This window comes from Barnesiella sp. B2-R-119 (assembly GCF_023656675.1).
GTDB classification, from domain to species: Bacteria; Bacteroidota; Bacteroidia; order Bacteroidales; family Barnesiellaceae; genus Barnesiella; species Barnesiella intestinihominis.
The window spans coordinates 173,800-200,072 of the sequence record NZ_JAMOKL010000002.1 but is presented as its reverse complement, the minus strand read 5'-3'; the positions used below and the strand labels follow the sequence as shown (position 1 = coordinate 200,072).

22 protein-coding genes are annotated in these 26,273 nt (G+C 42.5%); 8 read left to right on the top strand and 14 right to left on the bottom strand.

Going from position 1 to position 26,273, the window contains the following annotated elements:
• Positions 1–82: 82 nt before the first annotated feature.
• Together glgP and NBH06_RS04040 are read right to left on the bottom strand one after the other, a co-directional pair.
• Entirely contained in the window at positions 83–2,638 is a 2,556-nt protein-coding gene (gene glgP / locus NBH06_RS04045; protein ID WP_250792883.1) for an alpha-glucan family phosphorylase, read from the bottom strand.
• Positions 2,639–2,661: 23 nt separating this feature from the next.
• On the bottom strand, positions 2,662–4,314 hold the full coding sequence (locus NBH06_RS04040; RefSeq protein ID WP_008861911.1) for a glycosyltransferase: 1,653 nt from the start codon (positions 4,312–4,314) through the stop codon (positions 2,662–2,664).
• 219 nt (positions 4,315–4,533) lie between these two features.
• Here NBH06_RS04040 and NBH06_RS04035 point away from each other — a divergent pair, with 219 nt between their 5' ends.
• Genes NBH06_RS04035 through NBH06_RS04025 form a run of 3 tightly spaced genes read left to right on the top strand, consistent with a single transcriptional unit; the run spans position 4,534 to position 6,212 of the window.
• Positions 4,534–4,815, top strand: coding sequence for a hypothetical protein (locus NBH06_RS04035; protein ID WP_250792880.1), 282 nt, complete (start codon positions 4,534–4,536; stop codon positions 4,813–4,815).
• An 8-nt stretch (positions 4,816–4,823) separates the two neighbouring features.
• Entirely contained in the window at positions 4,824–5,372 is a 549-nt protein-coding gene (locus tag NBH06_RS04030) for a lysophospholipid acyltransferase family protein (protein WP_250792878.1), read from the top strand.
• Positions 5,373–5,426: 54 nt separating this feature from the next.
• Positions 5,427–6,212 carry an amidohydrolase gene (locus NBH06_RS04025; RefSeq protein ID WP_250792876.1) on the top strand — a complete coding sequence of 262 codons (786 nt, stop codon included), beginning with the start codon at positions 5,427–5,429 and terminating at the stop codon, positions 6,210–6,212.
• Positions 6,213–6,306: 94 nt separating this feature from the next.
• On the opposite strand, the gene NBH06_RS04020 is transcribed toward NBH06_RS04025, so the two are convergent.
• The 10 genes from NBH06_RS04020 to lplA all read right to left on the bottom strand — a co-directional run bounded on the left by NBH06_RS04020 (position 6,307) and on the right by lplA (position 18,722).
• Positions 6,307–6,624 carry a hypothetical protein gene (locus NBH06_RS04020; RefSeq protein WP_250792874.1) on the bottom strand — a complete coding sequence of 106 codons (318 nt, stop codon included), beginning with the start codon at positions 6,622–6,624 and terminating at the stop codon, positions 6,307–6,309.
• Positions 6,625–6,707: 83 nt separating this feature from the next.
• Positions 6,708–8,048 (bottom strand): ABC transporter permease, encoded by a 1,341-nt coding sequence (locus tag NBH06_RS04015; RefSeq protein WP_250792872.1) that lies wholly within the window; start codon positions 8,046–8,048, stop codon positions 6,708–6,710.
• A gap of 11 nt (positions 8,049–8,059) precedes the next feature.
• Positions 8,060–8,992 (bottom strand): ABC transporter ATP-binding protein, encoded by a 933-nt coding sequence (locus NBH06_RS04010; protein ID WP_250792870.1) that lies wholly within the window; start codon positions 8,990–8,992, stop codon positions 8,060–8,062.
• Positions 8,993–9,114: 122 nt separating this feature from the next.
• A complete protein-coding gene (gene dnaG / locus NBH06_RS04005) occupies positions 9,115–11,352 on the bottom strand; it encodes a DNA primase (RefSeq protein WP_155012776.1) in 2,238 nt (745 codons plus the stop codon).
• Between the two features lie 631 nt (positions 11,353–11,983).
• Positions 11,984–13,333 carry a dihydrolipoyl dehydrogenase gene (lpdA, locus tag NBH06_RS04000; protein WP_118687215.1) on the bottom strand — a complete coding sequence of 450 codons (1,350 nt, stop codon included), beginning with the start codon at positions 13,331–13,333 and terminating at the stop codon, positions 11,984–11,986.
• Positions 13,334–13,403: 70 nt separating this feature from the next.
• Positions 13,404–14,867: an aminomethyl-transferring glycine dehydrogenase subunit GcvPB gene (gene gcvPB / locus NBH06_RS03995; RefSeq protein ID WP_195241893.1), complete on the bottom strand. Its 1,464-nt coding sequence runs from the start codon at positions 14,865–14,867 to the stop codon at positions 13,404–13,406.
• A gap of 3 nt (positions 14,868–14,870) precedes the next feature.
• Entirely contained in the window at positions 14,871–16,199 is a 1,329-nt protein-coding gene (gene gcvPA, locus NBH06_RS03990; protein ID WP_250792868.1) for an aminomethyl-transferring glycine dehydrogenase subunit GcvPA, read from the bottom strand.
• A gap of 18 nt (positions 16,200–16,217) precedes the next feature.
• Complete coding sequence (gcvH, locus tag NBH06_RS03985) at positions 16,218–16,595, bottom strand: glycine cleavage system protein GcvH (protein WP_250792865.1); 378 nt, start codon at positions 16,593–16,595, stop codon at positions 16,218–16,220.
• A gap of 28 nt (positions 16,596–16,623) precedes the next feature.
• Entirely contained in the window at positions 16,624–17,718 is a 1,095-nt protein-coding gene (gene gcvT, locus NBH06_RS03980; protein WP_250792863.1) for a glycine cleavage system aminomethyltransferase GcvT, read from the bottom strand.
• 29 nt (positions 17,719–17,747) lie between these two features.
• Positions 17,748–18,722: a lipoate--protein ligase gene (lplA, locus tag NBH06_RS03975; RefSeq protein WP_250792861.1), complete on the bottom strand. Its 975-nt coding sequence runs from the start codon at positions 18,720–18,722 to the stop codon at positions 17,748–17,750.
• Between the two features lie 52 nt (positions 18,723–18,774).
• Between lplA and NBH06_RS13590 the strand changes: the two genes are divergently transcribed.
• Together NBH06_RS13590 and NBH06_RS03970 are read left to right on the top strand one after the other, a co-directional pair.
• Positions 18,775–19,179, top strand: coding sequence for a pentapeptide repeat-containing protein (locus NBH06_RS13590; RefSeq protein ID WP_350449407.1), 405 nt, complete (start codon positions 18,775–18,777; stop codon positions 19,177–19,179).
• The gene (locus tag NBH06_RS03970; RefSeq protein WP_250792859.1) at positions 19,176–19,427 is read left to right on the top strand and encodes a pentapeptide repeat-containing protein; all 252 of its coding nucleotides are present in this window, start codon (positions 19,176–19,178) and stop codon (positions 19,425–19,427) included. The genes NBH06_RS13590 and NBH06_RS03970 overlap by 4 nt, the downstream gene beginning before the upstream one ends.
• A 210-nt stretch (positions 19,428–19,637) precedes the next feature.
• Here NBH06_RS03970 and NBH06_RS03965 read toward each other — a convergent pair whose 3' ends face one another.
• Positions 19,638–20,702 (bottom strand): D-2-hydroxyacid dehydrogenase, encoded by a 1,065-nt coding sequence (locus tag NBH06_RS03965; protein WP_250792858.1) that lies wholly within the window; start codon positions 20,700–20,702, stop codon positions 19,638–19,640.
• 8 nt (positions 20,703–20,710) lie between these two features.
• The gene (lon, locus tag NBH06_RS03960) at positions 20,711–23,143 is read right to left on the bottom strand and encodes an endopeptidase La (protein ID WP_407934819.1); all 2,433 of its coding nucleotides are present in this window, start codon (positions 23,141–23,143) and stop codon (positions 20,711–20,713) included.
• Positions 23,144–23,336: 193 nt separating this feature from the next.
• On the opposite strand from lon, the gene NBH06_RS03955 reads away from it, so the two are divergent.
• From NBH06_RS03955 to NBH06_RS03945, 3 genes are all read left to right on the top strand, one after another.
• A complete protein-coding gene (locus NBH06_RS03955; protein WP_250792856.1) occupies positions 23,337–24,050 on the top strand; it encodes a tRNA1(Val) (adenine(37)-N6)-methyltransferase in 714 nt (237 codons plus the stop codon).
• 67 nt (positions 24,051–24,117) lie between these two features.
• Positions 24,118–24,672: an HdeD family acid-resistance protein gene (locus NBH06_RS03950; RefSeq protein WP_195241897.1), complete on the top strand. Its 555-nt coding sequence runs from the start codon at positions 24,118–24,120 to the stop codon at positions 24,670–24,672.
• Positions 24,673–24,926: 254 nt separating this feature from the next.
• Positions 24,927–26,264, top strand: coding sequence for a hypothetical protein (locus tag NBH06_RS03945; protein ID WP_008861931.1), 1,338 nt, complete (start codon positions 24,927–24,929; stop codon positions 26,262–26,264).
• Positions 26,265–26,273: the final 9 nt, after the last annotated feature.

The following is a 26,273-nucleotide window of genomic DNA, read 5'->3' as shown; positions in this document are numbered from 1 at the left end:
ATATAATGTTTGATGTTTATCCTTGCTTAACGTGGTTTAACTATAAAAATAGCCGAGTATCTTTCTCGGCTATTTTTATAGACTAAAACCAACGGACGTAGGCCAAATCTTGACGATGTGGCAGGTCTGGATTTTTGGGATACATTCGGAATGAATAGCGGAAGACCCCTGAATCGTTAAGTTGGTATTGTATTTTATAAGTTACTTTCGTTCCATCGGTTTGAACCGGTTCCATTTCGAGTGTCTTGTATGGCTCGGTGTTACCTTCTTCTACATTGGCTATGACTAGTTCTACACCCAAACAGTTGCCCAGTCCTTTATTATCCAAAACGACAGACATTTCGTATTCTTCACCTACGTGCGGATTATAAAGCAATCCGTCGGGTATGGATACGGAACAGATCTCGATATCGTTCCATTTGGATACAAATTCTTCTTTCCAAGCTGCGATTTCTTTGGCTTTGGCGAATTGGTCGGCTTTTAGTAATCGGGTACGTTTGCCTTCTTTCAGATAGAACCGGTCGATATAATCGTGCAGCATGCGTTCCATCGTGAACTCCGGTGCAATCTTCGCGATGGAATTCTTGATGTATTGTATCCATTCCGGGGAATATCCTTTGCTGTTTTTTGCGAAATAGAGGGGTACTATTTGATTTTCGAGCATGGAATAGATTGTCGCCGCATCGAGTTGATCTTGTTGGCTTTGGTCTTGGAAAGTTCTTTTATCGGTAAGTGCCCAGCCGGCTCCTTCTTTGTATCCTTCGTACCACCAGCCGTCTAATACGGAGAAGTTGAGTACTCCGTTCATTTCGGCTTTCTCGCCCGATGTACCGGAGGCTTCCAATGGACGGGTAGGGGTATTTAACCAAATATCGACACCGGAAATAAGCCGTTTGGCGACTTTCATGTCGTAATTTTCGAGGAAAATAATTTTACCGAGGAATTCGGGCATACGGGAGATTTCCACAATTCTTTTTATTAAACCCTGTCCGGCTCCGTCGGCGGGGTGAGCTTTCCCCGAGAAGATAAATTGTACCGGATAATTGGGGTTGTTGACTATTTTTGAGAGTCGTTCAAGGTCTGTGAATAACAGGTGTGCTCTTTTATAAGTGGCGAAACGACGAGCAAAACCGATCAGTAAAGCGTTCGGATTGATTTTTTCGAGGACCGAAACAATACGGGAAGGGTCTCCTTGATTCTTCAACCAAGTTTCACGAAAATCGTCTTTGACGAATTTAACGAATTTATTTTTTAAAGTTTGTCTGATGTTCCAGATGATTTCGTCGTCCACTTCGTAAATCTTTTCCCACATTTTGGGATCGGATTGATGGGACATGAATTCGGGACCGAAAGTCTTAACATAGAATTCTTTCCATTCCGAAGCAGCCCACGTGGGCATGTGTACACCGTTGGTGACATATCCGACATGCAATTCGTCGGGGCTATATCCTTTCCAAATGGGCTGGAACATTTTCTGTGAAACTTTACCGTGCAACCAGCTTACCCCGTTTACTTCTTGACAAGAATTGCAAGCGAATACACTCATTGAGAATTTTTCGTTTGTATCGGGATTTTCTCGTCCCATATTCATCAGGTCTTTCCACTCTATCCCTAATTTGGCCGGAAATTCTCCCATGTATTTCCCGAAAAGAGATTCATCGAAATAGTCATGACCTGCGGGAACAGGGGTGTGTACGGTATAAAGAGAAGACGACCGTACTACTTCGAGTGCTTCGTTGAATTTTAAGTGGTCGTTTTGTACGTAGTCTACCAATCTCTGTACATTCAGTAATGCCGCATGGCCCTCGTTACAATGGTATAGGTCGGTTTTGATTCCCAATTTATTCAACATTAAGATACCGCCGATTCCTAGCAAATATTCTTGTTTCATGCGGTTTTCCCAGTCGCCGCCGTAGAGCTGGTAAGTGATAGGACGATCCCATTCGCTATTCGTATCGAGGTCGGTGTCGAGCAGGTATAATTTGATTCGACCGACATTTACTCTCCAAATGTGGGCATAGACGATTCGTCCCGGGTAGGGAACTTCGAGAACCATCGGTTTGCCGTCTTGTTCGGTTAATTGCTCGATGGGTAGTTGATTGAAATTCTGGGCTTCATAGTTGGCGATTTGCTGCCCGTCCATTGACAGAGTTTGAGTGAAATATCCGTATCGGTATAGGAATCCTACGGCTGTCATATCGATATTACTGTCACTTGCTTCTTTTAAGTAGTCTCCTGCTAAGATACCTAACCCTCCCGAATAGATTTTCAGAACGTGGCTCAATCCATACTCCATACTGAAATAAGAAATGGAAGGAACGTCTTTGCGTTTTTCTACTTGTAGATATTTCTCGAACTTGTCATACACATCTTGAATGTTGCGCATGATTTGTTTGTCTTTGGTTATTTCTTCGAGCTTTTCGTAACCAATGCGTTGTAGGAATAAAACGGGGTTTTCATGAACCGATTTCCATAAATCTTTATCGATCGATTTGAAAAGGTTTATGGCTTCATTATTCCATGACCACCATAGGTTTTTAGCTAATATTTCTAAGCATTTCAAATCTGTCGGGACTTGTGATTTAACAGTTATATCCCGCCAATTAGGAGTGTTTGTATTGCTTACTTGTACTTTCATAATTGAAATATATTATAAGTTTATTATTTTCGTAATGCTGCTTTTTTCAGAGCCAAGTGGAATGCTTGTGTATAATATTCTATAAAATGTTTCCATTCGGCTTCGAGTGAAACGTTCGTGGCCGCTTGTCCTATTTTTGCTCGTTGAGCTTTCCCGCAGTGGCTGAGGGCGAGGATAGAGTCGGCTAAATCTTCCGATACTTCTACAAAATTCAAATCTCCCCGATGCAAAACTTTTACACCCGATTTCTCTAAACCCTGTTCCTTTCGGCTGTTTATCCATTGCCCAAATCCCGATAAATCGGTAGTGATCGTGGGTATTCCGAACGCAATGCTTTCCAAAGGTGTGTATCCCCACGGTTCGTAATATGATGGAAAAGCCGTAGCATCTAATCCTATTAACAAATCGTAGTACGAAAGGTTGGCAATTCCGTCTTTCCCGGTGAGGTAGGACGGCAGGAAGATAACTTTCAATCGGCTTCCAGCTTCGTTATCTAAATTTAAATAATGTATCTGATTAACCACACTGTCTTGATCGTAATTGTGAAGCGTGTGGGTGATGAAGGGAGCGGGAAGGGGCGTTGCCTCATAGGTAGCGGATTGAAGCCTGTTTTGTAAGTCAATTCTCGGACCTTCCACCCAAGCCGGGACTAAAATAAACGCTACTATTTCTCTTTCTAAATCAGGACTTTTTGAGACTCTTTTAACCGCATCGATAAAGAGGTCTATTCCTTTGTTTTTGTATTCGTAACGTCCCGATGTGGCAATCAAGAAAGCATTTTTTTGCGGTCGCTCCCCTGTCAATGCTTCGACAATATCACATAACCGTTTACGGGATAGGTTACGTTTTGTTGAGTATGATTCTTCCGCCGGAACAAAATCCCTCTCAAATCCATTCGGGGTGACAATGTCGGGTGTTCGTTCTAGTAATTGAGAACATTCTTTTGCCGTAATGTCGCTTACTGTTGTGAAACAATCTGCTTCGTGGGCTGCACTTTTTTCTAAGGAGTGTTTCGATACCATGTTCAACTCTTCGGCCATCTGATCTCCATTGTAACCGGCTAAATAGTCATATAGAGGTTTTCCGTTTCCTGCAATAGAACGACCGATAGATGTCGCATGAGTTGTGAAAAGCGTCGCGATTTGCGGTAAAGTGTACTTTACGTGAAGTAGTCCCATACCTGTGGTCCATTCGTCGAAATGGGCGACGACCTTAAATTTTTCACCCTGTATGAACTTGTAAAAACTTTCGATAACCACAGCCGACGCATAGGAGAATATACACGATTCGTCATAGTCTCCGTAAGCTGGTAAAGAGTTTACCCCATACCGGTTCCACATTTCACCATATAAATCGTTTTTATAAGGATATAATGATTTGAAATCGACTAATATGACGATAGGTCTGCCCGGTATATCCCACCGACCTATCTTTACTTTCATGTTTTGGGGTAAAGAGGCTTGTTTATGCCAGTCTTTCAGAAGAGTTTTGGATCTGATAAAATAGGGACACGGTTTATCTCCCCAGATATCCGGTCCTATGAAAATAATTCTATCTTTATATAGTTTTTGGAGCGTTCTTGCTTTTGTGGAAAGAACGGTATATATGCCGCCCACTTTATTGCAAACCTCCCAACTTACTTCAAATATATAATCAGGTATAAGTTGCTTTTCCATGATTACTATAATAATATTATACTATTGTTTTGCAATAGAGCGAACAAAGTTACAACAAATATTTTGTAACTCAGTGATAAAAAATATTTTTTAGAATCGGGTGATTTGTCATATTTAGTGAATTGAGATTGTATATTTCTTAGGTAAAAAAGGGAATCTTTTTGGGAAACTTCGAGAAATAGGATTATATTTGTCTGACAAACTTAAAAAGAAAAAGTTATGGCTAATAAAAGAACTTTGAAGAAAGAGATTAATTACGTTGCCGGAGAATTGTTATCGGAATGTCTGTGTAATAAATATCTTATACCGGGCACTGATGCCGAAAAAGTAGATGCATTGATGGGAAAGATTATTGGTATCCAAGATGATTTTTTATGTCGAGTAGGGGCTAATGGAGATAAAGATCCCAAGAAAGTAAAAGTTTATTACCGAAAGCTCCGTGCCGACTTCGATGAAGCGATAGATGGAATCTTTGAAGATTTGGCAGCTTTAAACGCTTGATAAATAATATGAAGAGGGCAATCAGCTCTTTTATATTGAGACTCTTCGGGTGGACGGTGGAGGTTGATGTCCCCGATTATCCGAAGTGTGTTATCTGTGTGGCTCCCCATACCAGTAATTGGGACTTTTTTATAGGGAAATTGGCTTATCTTTCCATTGGTCGTTACGCTGGATTCATGATGAAAAAAGAGTGGTTTTTCCCTCCTTTGGGGAGTCTCTTGAAGTCGATGGGCGGGGTTCCTGTAAGCAGGGATAGGCATACCGATATGGTGGCGCAACTGGTTGGGATTTTCAAATCTCGAAAGCGTTTTTCCATAGCGATAACCCCGGAGGCTACCCGCAAGGCGAATGCCGATTGGAAGAAAGGCTTTTATTATATAGCGAGAGATGCCGAGGTTCCTATTGTATTGGCTTATATCGATTATAAAGATAAAGAGGTGGGCATAAAGAAAGTTTTTATGCCGACGGGAGATGTGGAAAAAGACATGCGCATGATAAAGTCTTATTATAAGAGTTTTCATGCACGACGACCCGAAAATTTTGTTACCGGATTGTAGTATTTATATAAGGGGCAGAATTCGTTTATTCTGCCCTTTTTTAGTTTCGATGGTATGGGCGATGTTTTGAGAGTTTCGTTGATACAGACCGATATTGTTTGGGAGGATAAAAGAGCTAATTTGGACAAGTGTGCCGCAATCCTTTCCCATATAACGGGAGACTGCGATTTGGTGGTTTTTCCCGAAATGTTTACGACCGGTTTTTCCATGCGTGCGGAAGATTTGGCAGAGTGTATCGATGGAGAAACTATTACCGAGGTAAAGAAGTGGTCTCGAAATTATAATGTGGCGATAGCCGGTAGTTTTATAGCTCGGGCTGGTAATGTTTGTTTTAATAGGGGATTTTTTATCGAGCCCGATGGATCGGAACACTATTATGATAAGAGACATTTATTCCGAATGGGAGAAGAAGGTCGTCATTTTGTCTCAGGGTCGGAAAAGCTCGTAGTAAATTATAGGGGCTGGAATATTTGTTTGCTCGTTTGTTATGATTTGCGTTTTCCCGTTTGGTGCAGAAATGTAGGGAATGAATATGATTTGCTTTTATTTGTGGCGAATTGGCCTCAATCCCGTTCGTATGCTTGGAGAAATTTGTTAATAGCCCGGGCTATCGAAAATGCGGCTTATGTTTGTGGCGTGAACAGAATAGGACAAGACGCAACATCGATGGTTTATAGAGGAGATACGATGGCGATAGGGGTTAAAGGCGATGTTGTCGCAGAATCTGAACCGTTTGTGCCACAAGTCGTAAATGCGGAATTGGATTTATCTAAATTAAAGTCTTTTCGGGAAAAGTTCCCGGTTTGGAAAGATGCCGATGAATTTGTGTTGAAAAAATAACGAATTATTTTTTAATACAAAAAAGAAAGGCAGAGACTCTCCCGAGCCACTGCCAGAATTATCGTGTGTAATTTATGAAAGCTGAATAGAGGTTTTACTCCTTTTTATGTCGTTGTTTGCACTTCCAGATAGTACCTTTGTTTTCTGCATTTTCAAAAAACTTTTTTACGGCTTCTCGTTTGGGTGGAGGCATCAGCCCTCCGAATTTTAAACAAACGTTACCTTCTTGGTCGTAAACGACGGTCGTGTTTTTGTCGAACGCTCCGGGAGTAGTCGCAAAAACGGCATAGTAGTTTTTCCCTTCCTTTTCATAAAGAGTTATTTGGCATTCTCTTTTCTCGAATTCTTTTTTACGTTCTTTCAGCCACGATATTTCATCAACCGGATTGTTGTGCTTTGGGGTTCTTTCCACAATATATTTATTACCGGTACAGGAAAATAGCAATAGCCCACAAAAGACAAGAATGAGGTGTCGAGAGTTTTTCATAATGGTTTTTATGCCTTATAACGTATCCACTTTATCATTTCTTTGTAGCTGGGCTTTTTGCCATACATGAGTATTCCCACCCGGTATATTCTTCCGGCTACCCACGCCAGCCCGATGGCAGAACCGTAGAGAATAATCATCGATACTATCAGCTCCCATGTAGATACCCCAAAGGGGATTCTTACCATCATGACGATGGGGGAGGTAAACGGTATCATCGAACACCACATGGCTAACGGTCCGTCGGGATTCTCAGCACTGAATATGCCTGCATATAGGGCGAAGATGATAATAAAGGTAATGGGAACCATAAATTGTTGCGTATCCGACTCATTATCGACTGCCGATCCTATGGCTGCGAATAAGGAAGCATACAGAATATAACCTCCGATAAAGAATAATACGAAACATATGAGCAACTGGGTGAGATTGATACTTCCCAGCATGTTTTGGATTTCTTGCATGGCTCCCATTTTTCCTGCGAGTTGAGCTGCATCTACACCGTTCATGCTCCCTGCGACGGCGGTCATGTTTTCGATATTGGCCGTATCCATACCACCGCTAAAAGAGAAAATCGCTCCCGCAGACAAAAATATCCCGATGATAAAAAGAATCCAAATGCCCAGTTGGGTGAGGCCTACCAGTCCGATACTGGTGATTTTGCCGATCATCAGCTCGAAAGGTTTTACCGATGAAACCATTACTTCCACAATTCGGTTGGTTTTTTCCTGCATGACACTCGACATGACTTGGCCTCCGTAGAGCATGAGAAACATATATATAATCAATGTCATGGCCATACCGATAACCATGACCATTTCTGATGAGGTTTGTGTTTCGGCGCCGTCTTCTTCCAAGCGTATAGTGTCGACATGTAGGTTTATGTCGGAATCGTCTATGATTTGTTTGATATTAGGAATATTATATGACAATAATTTCTCGTTTTTCAAAAACTCTTCCATTTGCGACGTGATCATCGACTCGCAGCTGTTCGTTATTTGCTTTTGAGAGTAGATGGTCATACCTTTGGGATTGTTCAACAGATTATCTTTGATGATAACATAAGCATAGGGTTGGGATTCTTCGGCACGCATTTCCGCCGGGTTGAGTATTCCCTGCGTATAGGTGAACTGGTATTCTTCGGAGTTTTCGTAAATATTCTTGTAAAGACCGGTTTGGTCTATAATGGCTATTTGTCTGACTTCATCGCTCGATAGTTGTGCGAGCCAAATAGGTGCGAATATCAAGGCGACCATGACAATCGGTGAGAGTATCGTCATTAAGATGAACGATTTTTTTTGGACGCGAGTCAGATATTCGCGTTCTATAATAAGAGATATTTTACTCATAATATACAGATTTACTTGATGTTTGTATTTTCTTTGAGAGCCGATTCTCCCACGGTTTCAATAAAAATTTCGTTCATGGTGGGCAGAATCTCTTCAAATCCCGATAACTGGCATTGTTGCGTGAGCAGGGAGATGAGTTCGTTGTTGCTCATTTGGGCATTTCGTTTACGCAGTGTATATGTAAAAATGGCGTGTCGTTCTTTTGTCTCCAATATTTCATATAGATCGTTGCTTTGCAGATTCCCTTGTTGTACTTCGATTTTGAAGAGATGTTTTTTGTGCTGTTCGCGAATATTGTTTATTTCGCCTTGTAAGACGACATGCGAGCGATTGATGAGGCTGATCTCGTCGCAGAGCTCTTCGACAGATCCCATATTGTGGGTAGAGAATATGATCGTGGCGCCTTTGTCTCTCATTTCGAGAATTTCTTGTTTCAGCAGATTGGCATTGACAGGGTCGAAACCACTGAACGGCTCGTCAAAAATCAGCAGTTTGGGGTTATGCATAACGGTAGTGATAAATTGTATCTTCTGTTGCATACCTTTTGAGAGCTCTTCTATTTTTTTCTTTTCCCAACCTTTTATGTCGAATTTGTTCAGCCAATATTTCATGCCTTCTTTGGCAGCGTTTTTCGATAATCCTTTCAATTGAGCCAAGTATAAAATTTGTTCTCCTACCTTCATCTTTTTGTAGAGGCCACGTTCTTCGGGTAAATAACCGATGTGTTCCACATCTGAGGGGTGTAAAGGACGCCCTTTTATTAAAACTTCGCCTTCGTCGGGTGCTGTAATTTGGTTGATAATGCGGATTAACGTTGTTTTCCCGGCTCCATTGGGGCCTAATAAGCCGTAAATGCCGTTTTCGGGAACATGTACGGTAACATTGTCGAGAGCCCGATGAGAAGCATATTGTTTAACAATGTGGTTGGCTTCGAGGTAATACATAGCTTTAATTTGAATAATAGGTGTGTTATTGACGGAACAAAGGAATATATAAAATTTTAATTATACAATAAAAATGATAAAATTTTATTGTTTCTCGATAAATAAATATTGAATTGTATATATTATTTAGGCGAAATAATGCGATCTCCTATTTGTTTGGCCAAAGTGGTTCTCAATTGATTTAATTCGACATTCTGTTCCATTAGTTCGATTATCTTTTCATTATCTTTATTTTGTGTGGCTTCTTTTATTTTTTTCTGTATTTGTTTGATAGTCTGTTCGAGAATAGCATTTTTTAATTCATAAATAGCTCGCGGAATGAGTTCCCACAGCCTGTCGGATTCGGTCTCTACTTTTTGATATTTGGTGTGTACTTTACTCAATTGGTATTTATCGCTGACTAAATCTACGGCTAATAAACTTATTTGAGTGTCGGGGTAGGTCGTAAAATAACGTTCGAGAAAATTGCTTTCGAAGGTTTGTAACTCTTCTTCCATTTGCCGGGTTATATTTTCTCGCGCTTCGGCTTCTTTTCTTTGTTTGTCGGTAATATCGCCGTTTTCTAAGCGAATTTGTTCGATTATCTCATTTATTTGGTCTTGGGCTTTCGGCAATAGCTCTTGTCGCAAAGAAGAGACTTGCTGCACAACGTGTTCGCGCTGTTGGGAAGCCAGTTCTAGAATATGTTTATAGAGAGGGTTGTTGAATACGATATTATCGATCGCGAGTTCTTCGACAATATACTCCCATACTTTTTGCCAAGTACCTGTGGCCGTTTCGAATAAGTCACGGTAACCATATCGTACGACGTAACGGATTAATTCCCGTTCATATTTGTCTAAGGGTGATCTGTTTCCTCTTTTTGACGATAAAGGGGTAGGGAGGGGGATATTTTTATCTGTTTCCGGTATTTCTGATGGAGCAGGTGTTGCAACCTCTGCGTCGGAGACTTGATTTACAGATATGTTATTTCCAAAAGAGTCCTGAATGACAGACGGTCTTACCGTCTGCGATTGGGGAGATTGGTATCGGTCTCGGGTAGATTGCTGTTCTGCCCGTTGTTGTCGCATTTTGTTCAATTCGAACAAAAGGACATGTTCGTCGATTTGTAATAACCGACTGCATTCTTGCACGTAAACCGATCTTACGATGGTATCGGGTATGAGCGAAATGCTTTGTACGATATTCGAGATGATACCCGCCCGTTTTATAGGGTCTTCTCCGGCATCTTCCAATAACAATTGGGTTTTGAATCGGATAAAGTCCGTTTCATGTGATTTTATATATTGGGTAAATGATTCGGCGCTTTGGCTTTTGGAGAAAGAGTCGGGGTCTTCGCCATCGGGAAGTAAGACGACCTTGATGTTAAGTCCCTCTTGAAGTATCAGGTCTATACCTCGCAGTGACGCTTTTATGCCCGGAGCATCACCGTCGTATAGAACTGTGATGTTTTCGGTAAATCGATGTATCAATCGTATTTGTCCGGGTGTCAATGCGGTTCCTGAGGAGGCTACGACATTTTCAATGCCGGATTGATGCATGGATAATACGTCGGTATACCCTTCTACCAGATAACAGCATTTCTCTTTTTCGATAGCTCGTTTGGCTTGGAAAATACCATATAGTTCATTGCTCTTGTGATAAATGTCCGATTCGGGAGAATTGAAATATTTACTGATTTTTACACCCGATTTGAGTATTCGGCCTCCGAATGCGACGACTTTCCCCGACACACTGTATACCGGAAACATCACTCTTCCGGCAAACAGGTCGTAAATAAGGTTGTTTTGACCTTCACGGCAAAGCCCTGTTTTTAATAAATAATCGGTTTTGTAACCTTGTTTATTAGCTTCTTGTGCAAGTGCATCTCGCTTTTCAGGAGAGTAGCCTAATCCGAATTTTCGAATAATATCTTCATTGAAGCCTCTTTCTCTGAAATAGGCTAGCCCCACGGTGCGTCCCTCTTCGGTTTCTAATAGCGATTTACTGAAAAAATTTTGAGCGAAAGCGTTGATGATAAACATACTTTCGCGGTCGCTTCTTTTCTGTTTTTCCTCATCGGTCAACTCTTTTTCATGAATTTCGATATTGTATTTTTTCGCTAAATATTTCAGTGCTTCGTAATACGATAGTTGCTCATGTTCCATAATGAAATGGATAGCACTACCTCCTTTGCCGCAACTGAAACATTTACAAACGCCTTTGGATTGAGATACGCTGAACGAAGGGGTTTTATCATCATGAAACGGACACAACCCCCAATAATTAGCCCCTCTCTTACGTAGACTTACGAAGTCTGATACTACCTCTACGATATCGGTAGCGGCCATAATTCTATCGATGGTTGCTTGGTCTATCATTCCTTTTTTCTTTTTCTCCACGAAGATAGTTATTTCTTTGCGATAATAATTGGGGCGATTTATATTTTTCAAACAGGAGTAAATTATAGAAACAAAATATTTTTTATTGAATGAATTTTGCTAAAAATATTTATTAAATAACTAAATAATGTTATTAGTTGAATTTTTTCGATGGAGAAACTTGCTGTCGTATTAGAAAATTCATACATTTGCAATGTGTTTTTCATAGTATTAGATTTAAGGTTAATGAAGATTGGTTGTCGTGAGACAACCTTTCCTTTTTTAAACCCTTTCGTTTTTCTTTATTCCTTTGTTGATATTTAATAGGTGTTGTCGGTGTATACGAATAGCTGGCGAGAGACGTATGTTATTCGTTGTATAAGAAGAATTAGGATTTCAAGAATCCTTATGCCTCTCGACTTACATTATATATTGAATATGAATATGTCCTTTTTTTCTGTTGTCAAATTGTGTTTTTTACTCTCTTCATGTCGATATGAATGATGGTGACGTTTTTGATGTGCCGAAGGTGTCCCAATATGATTGTTATTGGTGTAGTTAAAAGGGAATGATTAAATATAAAGAAAGGCTTCCTGCGTTACGGGAAGCCTTTCTTTATGATAGATGGTGTTTAGAATTCCCGGGCACACTCTTGCAGAATTTCCGAAAGGGTGGGGTGTGCATGTATCATTTCTTTTAATTGGGCTACGGTCGTTTCTCTGTTCATGAGGGCAGATACTTCCTGCACTAAATCGGCTGCATGAGCTCCGAATATATGTGCTCCAATGATTTTTCCGTTTTCATCGGTTATGAGTTTGCACAGACCGTCAGGTTCTCCCATACTGATGGCTTTTCCATTGGCTCGGAACAAAGTTTTTTTTGCCGTGAACGGTATGCCGCGTTGTTTGCATTCCTCTTCGGTGAGTCCCACCATACCGGCTTCTGGACGAGTGAAGACAGCCGCAGGAATGGTATCGAGCTTTATTCTCTTGTCGATACCGAGAATGTGGTCGATTACTTTGCGGCCTTGAAAAGATGCGGCGTGGGCAAGCATGCAATGACCGTTTACATCTCCTATGGCATAGATCCCGGGGATATTGGTTCGGAGCGTATCGTCGGTTTCGATTCCTTTGGGCGAATATCGTACACCGGCATTATCCAGCCCTATACTCTCTACTCTTGGGCTTCGACCTACGGCAATCAGGACGATGTCGGCCTCGGTGGAGCATTCTTTACCTTTGTGGGTGTAGTGCACGAGCAGTTGTGCTCCGCTTCGTTCAATCGATTCGACGGCAGCTTGGTTGTAAAATTCGATACCCCGTTTGGATAGTACTTGTTTCAGACGCTTACTGATGTCGCTGTCGAAGTTGGGAAGAATTTCTTTGGCGTATTCGAGCATGGTGACCGTGCTGCCGAAACTACGGAAGATGGAGGCGAATTCGAGCCCGATGACTCCGGCTCCAATGATACACAGTTTTTGGGGGATATGGTCGATGTCGAGCATTTCGGTCGAAGTGAGTACGCCGGGTAGGTCACAACCTTCGATCGGAGGTCTTTTGGCTGTCGAGCCGGTAGCGATGAGTATGTGTTCGGCGGTATATTTCTTACCCGATTCCGATATTACCGTATGTGCATCGAACAGTTCGGCACGTTCGGGAATGTAGGTGATAAGTTTGTGCTTCAATAGAAATTCTATGCCCGATGTCAGTTGGGCGACAACTTCGTTTTTCCGTTCCATGATACGTCGGAAATCGATCGTCGGGGCAGAAACATGGAATCCCCATGTATCGCAATCGGTTATTGTATCGGCTATTTCGGCGCTACGGCAAAGGCATTTTGTAGGAATACAGCCTTCGTGGAGGCAGGTTCCCCCTGCTTTCCGCTGTTCGAACAAGGTTACACTCAGCCCCTTTTTCGCTGCGTATACGGCCGTTTCGTAACCTCCGGGGCCGGCTCCGATGATGATGACATCGCTGTTCATACTTGAATTTTATAAAAAATCGGAGAGGAGAAAGAGGTTTGTCTCTTTCTCGGTCTCCGATAGTTGAATATTATGATTGTTTTTGTAAATCTTTGAATCGTAAAATCGGATTTTTCGCCGCTGTGGTTTCGTCGAGCCTTCTCACCGGAGTGGAGTGGGGCGCGCTTTTTACCAAATCGGGGTTTTCGATCGCTTCGTGGGCGACCGTGCGCATCACCTCTATGAACTCGTCGAGAGTCTCTTTCGATTCCGTTTCGGTCGGTTCGATCATAATCGACTGATGGAACAACAAGGGGAAATAGATCGTGGGCGCATGGTAGCCGTAGTCGAGCAGTCGTTTGGCGATGTCCAATGTAGTCACTCCTGTGGACTTGTCGAGTAATCCGTCGAATACGAATTCATGTTTACAGATGCCTTCGATGGGCAGATAGTAACAGTCTTTCAGCGATTCTTTTACGTAGTTCGCATTTAATGTCGCTAACTCTCCCACGTGTTTTATCTGTTCTTTTCCCAGTGACAGGATATAGGCGTATGCTCTCATCATCACTCCGAAGTTCCCGAAGAATCCCGAAATGCGTCCCATACTGTCGTTCCCTCCTTCGATGGAGTATTTATCGCCTTTTTTAACGATTCTTGGGCGGGGCAAATAATCGACGAGCGCAGGGGCAACGCCTACGGGACCACTGCCGGGACCGCCTCCTCCGTGAGGGGTGGAAAAGGTTTTATGCAAATTGATGTGCATAATGTCGAAACCCATGTCGCCGGGACGGCAACGTCCCAACAAGGGATTGAGGTTCGCTCCGTCGTAGTAGAGCAGGCCTCCGCAACCATGTACCAATTCGGCAATTTGGGGTATCTCTTTCTCGAAAATACCCAATGTGTTGGGGTTGGTCATCATGATACCGGCTATCGTATCGTCGAGCAACGGTTCGAGTTTCGTGACATCTATCGTACCTTCGGGCGTGGAAGGAACTTCGACAATCTCCAATCCACACACTGCCGCACTGGCGGGGTTTGTACCGTGGGCACTGTCGGGGACGATTACTTTGGTGCGCTTCAAGTCTCCTCGCTTGATGTGGTATTGTCTCATCAACATTAGACCGGTCAATTCACCGTGGGCTCCGGCAAATGGATTTAGTGTAAATTCTGCCAGACCTGAAATCTCGGATAGAGCATGAGCCAATTCGTAATAAAGACGTAAAGCCCCTTGTATGGAATCCTCGGATTGTAATGGGTGCAATGCCGTGAACGATTCCATAGAAGCCATTTCCTCATTGATTTTAGGATTGTATTTCATCGTACAAGACCCCAATGGATAGAACCCGGTTTCAACTCCGAAATTTTTATTGGAGACGTTGGTATAATGACGCACGACATCGAGTTCGCTCGCTTCGGGGAGTTCGGCCTCCGTCCCTCTGCGCAAAGATTGCGGGAGGTCGGTTAAGGAATAGTTTCCGAAGTCGGATTGTTGCAGGGAATACCCTATGCGTCCCGGCTTTGAAATTTCAAAAATCAGCTTATCGTAGTATTTCATGACTTATCCCTCCTTTTCGATTAATGATACCAGATTGTCTATTTCTTCTCGGGTACGTTTTTCGGTCACGCAGAATAGGAGAGCATCGTCGGTTCCCTCGATAGGAATACCGGCCAAGAAGCCTTTTTCTTCGAGATGTTTCAAGAGTGTGTCCCGATTCAATGTCGTTTTTACAGCAAACTCTTTTAAGAACGGCTTGTCGAAACAGATCGAAAATTTACCCGTTTCCAGCAATTTGTCGCACAGGTAGTGCGCTCCCGCATAGGATTTCTCATTGACTTCTTTCATTCCTTGTTTTCCCATTAGAGCCATGTATATCGTTACATACAGAGCCATAAGGGATTGGTTGGAACAAATGTTGCTGTTCGCCTTTTGGCGACGAATATGTTGTTCCCTTGCCTGTAAGGTAAGTACAAACGCCCGTTTACCGTCCACATCGGTTGTGGCTCCGACGATACGTCCCGGTAATTTCCGCACTAAATCGCGGGTGGCTGCGAGATAACCGACATAAGGGCCTCCGAAATTCAAAGGCATCCCCAATGTCTGTCCGTCGCCGCAAGCGATGTCGGCTCCCCATTCGCCGGGCGTTTTCAGCACGGCCATAGCCGAGGGGTCGGCATAGACGATAAACAACGCTTTGTGTGCATGAGCATTGTCGGCGAATCCGGAAAAGTCTTCGATGATTCCATAGCGGTTCGGGGTACTTGCAATAACACCGGCCACATCGTCGGCTTCGAGCAGTTTCTCCATGACGGCTTTGTCGGTGACGCCTTCTTTTTCGGGAATCATTTCCAGATTTACCCCGTGGAAACGGGCGTAGGTTTCGATAACCTCGATGACTCTGGGATTCAATGTTTGGGAAACAATGACTTTATTGCGTTTCTTGGCATGGGCAATCGACATGAGCATGGCTTCGGCCGCGGCCGAAGCTCCGTCGTACATGGAAGCATTGCAGCATTCCATACCGGTCAGCTCGCATATCATGCTTTGAAACTCGAATATGTATTGTAGTGTTCCCTGAGAAATTTCGGGCTGATAGGGTGTGTAGGCCGTGAGGTATTCCGAACGGGAGATGAGTTGGCTGATAACCGCAGGGGCATAATGATCGTAAGCGCCGCCTCCGGCGAAGGGAATGAGTTTTTTGTTCGTCTTTCCTAATTCCCGAAAGTAGTTTCTGACTTCATCTTCGGACATTGATTTTTTCAAATCATAATCTTTGTCGAAGCGAATGTTTTCGGGAATCTCGGCATAAAGCTCATCGAGAGACGATAATCCTATCTTCCCCAGCATTTCGGAAATATCGGCTTCGGTATGCGGGAAATATTTGTACATGATGTGTTCCTCCGTCGATTATTCGCAAATGGCTTTGTAGGCTTCGGCATTCATCAGATTGTCCAGTTCGGCCTTATCGTTGATTTTAACTTTGCAAATCCAGTTCCCGAAAGCATCTTCGTTCAATAATTCGGGCTTGTCTTCCAGTTTGTCGTTAATCTCCACGACGATACCGCTGATGGGCGATAACAGGTCGCTGGCGGCCTTTACGCTTTCGACTGCACCGAACTCTTCTCCTTGATTCAGTTCGTCGTCCACTTCGGGAAGATCGACGTAAACGACATTACCTAATTGATGTTGTGCATAATCCGTGATACCGATATATCCAAATTCGCCTTCTACTTTTAACCATTCGTGTGATTCGGAGTAATAAAGTCCGTCTAATACTGTACTCATAATTATTTGTTTTTAAGTTGTCAATAAATCATTTTTTATAATTTTTTTCGTAGAAGCGTTTCTTAACAACCGTTCCTTTGAAAAATTTTTTGCGAATGTGTATCTCCACTTCGGTCCCCAATGCGGCGTGCGCACTGTCGATGAGAGCCATACATACACTTTTCCCGGTAGAGATTGAATTGTAACCCGTGGTGACGTGTCCGATGACTTTTCCATCGGCATAAACTTCGTAGCCGCTACGCGGAATGGCTTTGTCTGCTAATTCGATACCTACGATTTTTCTTTTTATGCCTTCTGCTTTTTGCAAAATGATGGCCTCTTTGCCGATGAATTCTTCCTTGTCGAGTTTTACGAATATACCCAACCCGGCTTCGATGGGAGTAATGTCTTTTTCGAGCTCATGTCCATACAAGGGAAGACCTACTTCGAACCGCAGCGTGTCGCGGCAACCTAATCCACAGGGAAGAACTTGTTTGGAATCCACCAATATATCCCATACCCGATTGATGAAATCGTGGCTACCGTATAGTTCGAAGCCGTCTTCTCCCGTATATCCGGTGCGCGATACGATTATCGTTTCGTTCTCGTATTTCATTTCTTTGCAGGTATAGAAAAGCAGGTCTTTCACATCGAGGTTCAGAAGTTTTTCTATGCAGGCTTCGGCGTGAGGTCCTTGTACGGCAACTTCTCCGTAATAGTCCGACAAATTTTCTATTTTCAGATCATATCCGGTGCTATGTTCCACAATCCATTGGAAATCTTTTGCAATGTTCGATGCATTTACTACCAAGAAAAATCGCTCTTCTCCCATTTTGTAAACCAGCAAGTCGTCTACCGTTCCACCTTCGGGATACAGCATCATGCCGTAAAAGATTTTACCGATTTCGGCATTTCGAATATCGTTAGTGAAAATATGATTGATGTATCGCTCGCTATCGGGGCCTGTGATGAGAATTTCGCCCATGTGAGAAACGTCGAATATTCCGGCGGCATGGCGTACGGCATTATGCTCTTCGATGATTGTCGTATATTCGATGGGCATGTCGAATCCGCCGAATGGCATCATTTTGGCTCCCAAGTCGAGATGTTTTTGGTGCAGGCATGTTTTTAATATATCTTCCATAGTCAACAGGTTTTTTGTTATAGAATTTTTTAATTGTTATTGAATAATATATCGATGAAACTTTTTCTGCTCAGTTGGCGTATATAATTCTCGATGGGATTGTCATCGAGAATGCGGTTGACAGACTGAGGTGTGAAAGGAACGTTTTGAAATTTGTTCAAAAATTCGTCGATTTCTCCGACGAGAAAATAATCTCCTACTAAATTCATCGATTTGATGATTCCGTTTTTGATTTCCAATCGTATTTCTATTTCGCCGGCAGGGACGTAACCTTTCCGTATCCATGTGTAGCGGGGATTGTTTCCCAATATCCATTCGTCCCGGAGGTATTCCGTTTCTATTTTTTCAATGTGAACGATATCTTTTTGAGTCAGACATTCTTCGTGATCACAAAGTGACGAACGTATGAATCTCTTGAATTCTTCGATGTCGATGTCGAGATATTCTTTAAGGTTGGTTACTCTTTTTCTGACGGATTCGATTCCCTTAGTAATGAGTTTCTCGTTGTTGGGGGTAATGGATAGAACCAAATCTTCGAGGTTGGTATCGAAGAGCATAGTACCGTGGACGATACTTCTGCCCGACGTGCGATAGAAAGCGTTTCCCGATACTTTTTTACCATCGACGGTAATATCGTTTCTCCCTGAGGCGACAGCTTTTACTCCTAGTTTGTTGAGTGTGTGAGCGATTAATTGCAGGTAACGGTCGAATGTGAAACTGACATTGAAATCGTCGGTAATATACGAGAACATGATGTTGCTGAAATCGGCATAGACACAACCTCCTCCCGATTTACGACGGTAATATTCTATTCTGTGAGAGCGGACATAGTCGAAATTGATTTCGTTTTCCATCAATTGGTTTCTTCCGAAAATGACCGTGGGATTGACCTGCCACATGAAAAAGCAATCTTCACCGGGCCGATTATGGGCTATGTATTCCTCCATAGCCAAATAGAAAGACAGACGGCGTACGGCCTTATCCGGTAGGGCGATATATTTCATAGGTATCAGGTCTGCTGAAATTATACCTTACAAATTTATATATTCTTTTGTAATGGGAAATACATTGACCCGAAATTTTCTTGAATTTTATTTTCGAGACGAAGAATCCTTTTATCTTTGCATAAAAGCGAAAAGTAATAAATTAGAGGTAAAAATGAAAGAGGACTTGAAATATAAAGGCGTAGATTTTTCGGATATTGAATCGGATAGAGAGTTTTACGGGTGTACATTCGAAGAATGCAGTTTTGCACAGGCAAAACTGACAAACGTATTATTTTCTCGGTGTGAGTTTATTCGTTGTGATTTTAGTTTATGTAAAATTTACGGAGTTTCTTTTCAAGATGTGAGATTCGTGGGGTGTAAGATGTTGGGGGGCGATTTTACCGGGTGTAAGGGATTGCTCTCTTTGTTTGATTTTGAGAAATGTCTGTTGCAGTTTTTTCGTTTATCGGTATGAAGTTGAAGTCATGTAACTTTATCGATTGCAATTTGGAAGAAGCGGATTTTACCGAATGTAATCTTGCGGAGGCTAATTTCGATTGTGCCGTATTAAATAGAACCGTATTTTTTCATACGAATTTAGAACAAGCCGATTTCTCTACTGCGATCGGATATGAAATAGATCCCCGTCATAATTCATTGAGAAAAGCCCGATTCTCTCTGGCGGGAGTAATCGGGCTTTTACGACCTTTCAGTATAGTGTAGATTAATTTAGAAACTGTTTTAAATTTATTGAGAAATAATATTATCATTTTAAGCAGGTATGTTCCGGCCATATTGCGCCCCAGTCTCGCATCTTGAATCCCTTGATTTTTGTCAATAGCCCGCTATTGACTGCATATCTCGGACTCCAATCTGCTTCAACATAGGTCTCGATCTGTCTCGGAATAAATTTAAAACAGCTTCTTAGTAATTTTAGATATTCACTTGATTTACCGTGTGTCCTTCCAAATATTGCCGGATATTGTCGGTTGCAATCTTCATCAATCTTTCCCGAGCTTCGAAAGTGGCCCATGCGATGTGGGGAGTGATGAAACAATTACGGGCGTGTATAAGCGGATTGTCTTTTCGAGGAGGTTCTTGCGATAGGACATCTATCCCGGCCGCTTTAATTCGACCTTCGTTCAAAGCGTCGGCCAAATCCTGCTCGTTAACGAGAGGCCCCCGTCCTGTATTGATGACAATGGCCGATGGCTTCATAAGCCCGATGGTTCGGGCGTTTATCAGATTACGAGTCGTGTCGGTCAAAGGGCAATGCAGGGTGATTACATCGCTTTCGGCTAGTAAGGTCTCCAATGTTACGGGAGTGACATAGTCGGGCAGTTGGTCTTTCTTTTTCGATGTTTGGGCTAAAACATTCATTCCGAAAGCATGAGCGATTCTTGCGACTGTGCTGCCTATATTACCGAACCCGATGATACCGATATTTTTTCCTGCAATTTCGAATATGGGACTTTTCTGAAAAGTGAAATCTTTACAGTCCGCCCATTCTCCCGATTTCACACATTGTGAATGGACGGCAACGTCGCTGGCTATGTTGAGTAGATGAGCAAATACCATTTGAGCGACCGACTCGCTGCTGTAAGCCGGTATATTGGTGACTGCGATACCTCGATTCTTTGCCGCTTCTACATCGACGATATTATACCCGGTGGCTAATACACCGATGTAGCGTAAATGAGGTAGTTGCTCCAATGTGGTTGCGCTCAATGGAGTCTTGTTTGTGAGAACGATGTCGGCCAAAGCAGCCCGCGATACGATTTCGTCAACAGAGGTACGGTCATAAACGGTGAATTCACCCATTCTTTCGATACCCTCCCACGACAAATCTCCGGGATTCAAACCGTATCCGTCGAGCACGACAATGCGATGAGACTTGCGTTTCTCTTCGATGACGTTTTCTGTTGCGTTTTTCAACTCTTCCCACGATAGCTCGTCAGCTTTTACTTTGTATCCGTCGGTCACTTTCCACTCTCTCATAATCTCTTTTATTTAATGTCAATGGCATTTTTTACTTTTTCATCGGTCAATGCTATTTTCAGGACATCGGTAATATTTTTTACATAGTGGAATGTGAGTCCTTTCAAATAGGACTCTTTGATTTCCTCTATATCTTTTCGGTTTTCTTCGGAGAGTATGATCTCTCGTATTCCTGCACGTTTGGCCGCGAGGATTTTTTCTTTGATACCGCCTACGGGAAGGACTTTTCCCCGTAACGTGATTTCACCCGTCATAGCTAAATGGTCTTTCACTTTTCGTTGGGTAAAAGTCGAGGCCAGCGAAGTTACCATCGTAATACCGGCCGAGGGTCCGTCTTTGGGTATAGCACCCTCCGGCACATGGATATGTACGGCCCATTTATCGAAGATGTCTTCATCGATACCCAATAGCGAAGCATGCGATTTGATATATTGCAAGGCAATTACCGCCGACTCTTTCATTACATCGCCCAAGTTCCCGGTCAAGGTGAGCTTTTCTCCTTTCGACTTGCTCAGGCTCGACTCGACAAACAGAATCTCGCCTCCGACTGCTGTCCAGGCCAATCCCGTTACGACACCGGCATAGTCGTTGTTCTCATATTTGTCCCGGTTGTATTCCTGAGCGCCCAAATATTCGTGTAGATCGTCGATAGAAAGGGTGGGGTTATATTCTTTACCGGAGGCTTTCAGTCGAGCGACTTTTCGCATGATGCGGGCTATTTTTTTATCGAGTTCCCGAACGCCCGATTCGCGGGTATATTGGTCGACTATTGCAGCCATTACTTTTTTGGGAATAACGACATCACCTTCCTTTAATCCGTGATTTTCGAGTTGTTTCGGTACTAGATGTCGACGTCCTATCTCTACTTTCTCTTCGATAATATATCCACTGATGTCGATTAGTTCCATGCGGTCGAGCAGAGGTTGGGATATGGTATTTAAATTGTTGGCAGTAGCGATGAACAAAATTTTCGACAAATCGTAATCGATGTCTATATAGTTGTCGTGAAACGCATTATTCTGTTCTGGATCCAATACTTCGAGTAAGGCCGAAGCCGGATCGCCTTTGAAATCGTTTCCTATTTTGTCTATCTCGTCCAATACGAAAACGGGGTTCGAGCTTTTTGCTTTGATGAGCCCTTGTATGATACGTCCCGGCATTGCTCCTATGTAGGTACGGCGATGTCCTCTTATTTCGGCTTCGTCATGTAGGCCGCCTAATGAGATACGGATATATTTTCTGTTCAACGCTTCTGCGACAGATTTTCCCAACGAAGTTTTTCCTACGCCCGGAGGACCATACAGACAGATGATAGGTGATTTCATGTCACCTCTTAATTTCAGCACAGCCAAATGTTCGATGATACGTTCTTTGACTTTATCCAATCCGTAGTGATCTTTGTCTAATTGTTTTTGGACATGATTGAGGTTGAAATTATCTTGGGTATATTCGTTCCACGGAAGCTCTAACAACGTGTCCAAATAGGTATATTGTACAGAGAAGTCGGGCGATTGAGGGTGTAGTCTTTCGAGTTTTCTCATTTCTTTTTCGAAAATCTCGGCAGTTTTACTGTCCCATTTCTTTTTTTCGGCTCGTTCACGCAATTCCTGAATATCTTGGTCTTGCATGTTCCCACCCAATTCTTCCTGTATGGTGCGTATCTGTTGTTGCAGGAAGTGCTCTCTTTGTTGCTGATTCAAGTCTTCGCGCGTTTTGGACTGTATGTCGGCTTTGATTTGTAAGAGTTGAGCCTCTTGCGTCAGCATTTCATAGAGTTTGAACAAACGTTCTTTGATATTGCTGATGGTGAGCAATTCTTGCTTTTGGGTTGCAGATAACGGAATATTCGCACCTAAGAAATTGACCAAATAATGCGCACTATCTATATTCCGAATAGCAAATACCAATTCTTTGGCTTGTTCTCCGATATTTTTCAACAGTTCGAAAGTCAAGTCTTTCAAGGCGGAAACCAAAGCCTCGAATTCCTTGTCGTTGGCATCGGGTAAAATTTCATTTTCCAGCGATACATTGGCTCTCATATAAGGGAGCGTTTCGGTAATTTCGTCGATTCTAAACCGTTTCATTTTCCCTTGTAATATGACAGTCGTACTCTCGTCGGGCATTTCCAGAATCTTGATGATTTCACCGATAACTCCTACTTCGTATAAATCGTCTTTTCCCGGATCCTCTACGGCGGCATCTCGCTGACAAACCACACCGATAGGGGTGTGACTGTTTTGGGCATCTTTGATCAACTGTAAGGATTTGGTTCTTCCTACGTTGACAGGGATAGCCACTCCCGGGAATAATACCATATTGCGTAATGCAAGAATGGGCAATCCTTTTGTATTTAAAGTCTTACATTCCGAATCGTTTTGTCCTGATATTTCTGTAAACAGAGGCATAATCGATGGTGTATTTTCGTCGTTTTCGCAGATCATATAATTGTTCTTAGGTGTATGATTAAATATTGACATTTTGACAGGTTTAGGTTTGTCGTTTTTTCATTAAACCTATTTTTACCTATCGTTTTACTTTATTGTACAAGTCGCGTGCCAAAGTTAAGCAAATAGCATGGCATTGTCGAAATTATTATGTTTTTTTGTTTATTTTGCAGGGCAAATGAGTGATGGTATGGCAAATTCTTTTTTTAAGTTTAAACAGTTTACGATACATCAGGAGCGCTCGGCAATGAGAGTCAGTACCGATGGCGTATTATTGGGTGCTTGGAGCAGGGTGGAAAAATCGAATCGCATTTTGGATATCGGTACAGGAACAGGATTGATAGCGATTATGGCGGCTCAACGTTCTTTGGCTCGAATCGATGCAGTAGAATTGGACTTCGGTGCGGCCAGTGAAGCGGCGTTCAATGTCTCTCTTTCTCCGTGGAAGGATAGGATAACGGTATATTGTATGGATTTTTGTAGGTTTTACGATAAAACTACAAAGCCGGTGTATCATCATATTTTATCTAATCCTCCTTATTTCATAGATTCTTTGCTCCCTCCCGATGGCAAGAGAGAACAGGCTCGACATACGGGAACTCTTGATTATGAAGTTTTATTCGAGGGTGCGTCCTATTTATTGTTGCCCGATGGGAAGTTATCTTTGGTATCTCCGGCCGATTTACAAGAACATCTTATTTTTATTGCTTCGTTGTATGGATTCTATCCGGTGCGGTTTACTTATGTTTCGGGTATTTCGGGTAAAGCTCCTAAACGATTGTTGTCGGAGTGGAGTAGAGCTCGTAGACCATTGGAAGAAAATGCTTTTTCCATAGAGAAAAGAGGGGAGGGATACACTCTTGAATATATAATGCTTACTCGTGATTTTTATTTGAAGATGTAGTCACTGAAACAATTACGGTGTCCCATGTGTTGTATAGCAAAGATTGTATCATTTAAAATAAATAATTATGGATATTGCAACAATGCATTTTTGGGGAAAGACCAAATATTGGTGGGCTTTGATTATTACGGGTATATTGATGATCCCTTGCGGATTGTGGTTATGGTTTCAACCGGCATTGGGATACGAGGTGTTATCTCTGTTGTTAGGGTGGCTTTTGATTCTTTTTGGAATTGTTCAGCTCATTGTATCGGGCAATGTTAAACAAAAAGTTCGAGGATGGGGTTGGTGGCTTGCCGGTGGAATTATCGATATACTTATCGGGTTTATATTAGTCGGGAATTTATCTTTCAGCGAGGCTGTGCTTCCTTTCTTTTTTGCCTTTATTTTTATGTATAAAGGGATTGCGAATTTGTTTTCTGCATTGAATATGGTTTCTACCCATAGATATTGGTGGTTGTATTTGGTTAACGGGTTGTTATTGTTGATACTTGGATTGTTATTCTTCGCTTCACCTTTTACGGCTGCGTTTTCTATTATTTTTTTGTGTGCGGCTGCCTTTATTTATTGGGGTTTTTCTCTTATTTTCTTCGGTTATTCTTTGAGACCCGTGGAACAATAGGGGAAAAGGAATTATTCGGTAGGTTTCAAAGCGCTCTCCATAAGGGGGCGCTTTTTGTTTAAGGGAGTTAAAACCTTTTGTGAAGGCTCTTTATAAAGTGGAAAAGAGTATATTTGTAAAAATTATAGGAGTGGGATGCAGCATTTAGTCTGTTTTTAGACTCTTTTTAATAAAGGTCATTAAACTATTCTTGCAAAAGAGAGTCTAATAGATATAATTTCAATAGAGTAATTTAAGATTAAGGAGAGATGATTATGAAAACAAAAAAATTTGCCCTGTTGATTATATTGTCGATGTTGGTGACGGGTTTTGCCGGGGCAGGCTCGTATATAGTCGAAGATGATATTTATTATAATCCGAACGATAAAAATCCTGTTGTAGAAAAGAAAGAAAAAGAGGCCCAGAAAGAACTTCAAGAGAAAGCTGCGGTTAAAAAAACATTGATGGCAACGTCGGATAATCACTTTCGAGATGTCGATGAATATAATCGTCGTGGAGAATCTTCCGATATGACGCTTGAAGATATTGCGGCCAATCAGAAAGAAGATTATGTGGAATACAATGTGGTCGATGAAAATGGTGACGACGGATATTATTTGAATGGTTTTAACGGCTCCGACTCGGATTATGAATACGCTTTGCGCATTCGCCGTTTCCACAATCCAAAGTTTGTCGTTTCGGTAAGCGACCCATTCTATTCCGATATTTATTTTTTGGATAATAACGATTGGAATGTTTATATCTCGGATAATTATGCGTGGGTAACCCCGACATGGACAAATCCGTGGTATTGGAATTATACATGGGCTCCATATTCTTATACCAGCTGGTCTTGGCGTTGGAGTTTGGGTCCGTGGGGATTCTCGTTCGGATATGATCCTTTTTACAGTTGGGGCGGTTGTTGGGGCTGGAATTCATGGTATCGTCCTCCTTTCTACCACCATCACCATCATCATTATTATGATCGTCCTTACTATGGTTGGAACAGACCGTATCGTCCTCAGTACACTCCCAACGGCCGCACTCCTAACCGCTATGGCGGTAGTGCGATATCTTCCGGGAACTCTGCTGCATCGAGCAGGCGGCGTGCGACTGTCGGCACAGGGACTTCGGGAAATACGACCGGTCGTCGTACGGTTGGAAATGTAACTTCTACATCGGGCGGACGTGGTTCACAATCGGTAAACGGAGTACGTACAAATCGAGGCACTGTAATAAGCAATAGTTCCAATTCGAATGGCAACCGGGGGTATAGTTTCGGGGAGGCAAATTCTTCCAGAAGGGGGAATTCCTCATTTTCAGGAACGGTTTCTAACCCGTCGAGTAGTCAAAGTAGAAGACAGACGACCATCAATAATAATACAAACTCTTCGAGAAGAAATTATAATAGTATAGGAAATGGTGGACGAGGTAGTTCCTCGTATAATCGCAGTACACCTTCTTCCAATCGAAATTCGGGTTACTCGAATAGTTCTTCGTCGAGTCGTCGTTCCTCCGGTAGTTATTCTGCTCCGTCTCACTCTTCTTCGTCGAGAGGAAGTGGAACGTCTTCCCGGGGAAGTAGCAGTAGCGGACGTGGTGGACGCAGATAAATAGGGTTG